At 59.3% G+C, this 905-nt stretch carries 1 protein-coding gene; it reads right to left on the bottom strand.

The genetic code is table 11. The annotated features are described in order from the left end of the window. The coding region (locus AWB68_RS45475) for an IS5 family transposase (protein ID WP_087650508.1) at window positions 1-902 on the bottom strand (902 nt) is incomplete at its 3' end. Window positions 903-905 lie beyond the last annotated feature (3 nt).

Genomic DNA, 905 nt, shown 5'->3' with positions numbered 1-905 from the left:
AACTGCGTTTCGATCTGAGCCGTGTTCTTCGCCAAGCCGCGGTACCGCGCCTTCATATATCCAAACTGCCGTTTCAGCACGCGGAACGGATGCTCCACCTTCGCTCTCACGCTCGCTTTCAGCCGTTCGATCTTGTCGTAGATCTTATCGAGCCGCTTCGTCTTGTCCAACTTTCGACGCTTGCTCGGTCGCATCGCGACGTGCCACTCGACTGCGCCCGTTTCGCCTCGCTTCTCGATGCCCTGGTAGCCCGCATCGGCAAATGCAATCTGCTCTTCGCCGTGCAGCAGCGCATGCGCCACGGTAATGTCATGGACGTTTGCCGGCGTGCACTTCACACTGTGTACCAGGCCCGACTGAGCATCGACTCCGATGTGCGCCTTCATCCCAAAGTACCAACTGCCTCCCTTTTGCGTCTGGCGCATCTCCGGGTCTCGCGTGCCCGGCTTCTTGGTCGAACTGGGCGCGGCGATCAGTGTCGCGTCGACTGCCGAGCCGGCCTTGAGCATCAAGCCCTTCGCTTGCAATATCTCATTGACCGTCGCCAGCATCTTGGCGGACAACTGGTGCGCTTCGAGCAAGTGCCGGAATCGCAAAATCGTGCTTTCGTCGGGCAGGCGGGTCATGCCAGCGTCCAGCAGCGCGAACTGCCGATACAGCGGAATGTCGTGCAGCGCTTCCTCCATCGCCGGGTCCGACAGGCTGAACCACTGTTGCATGAAGTGAATTCGCAGCATGGTCTCGATCGGAAACGGCGGTCGGCCAATCTTGCCTTTAGGGTAGTGCGGTTCGATGAGCGCGATCAGTTTCTGCCACGGCACGACGCGGGTCATCTCATCGAGAAATTCGCGCTTGCGCGTGCGCTTGGTCGACAAATTCAAGCCCAGATCCATTTGCGTCATGAC

The organism is Caballeronia choica (assembly GCF_001544535.1).
In the GTDB taxonomy this organism is placed as follows: Bacteria; Pseudomonadota; Gammaproteobacteria; order Burkholderiales; family Burkholderiaceae; genus Caballeronia; species Caballeronia choica.
Note: the sequence above shows the minus strand (reverse complement) of the source record. Positions and strands in the feature narration are given on the sequence as shown.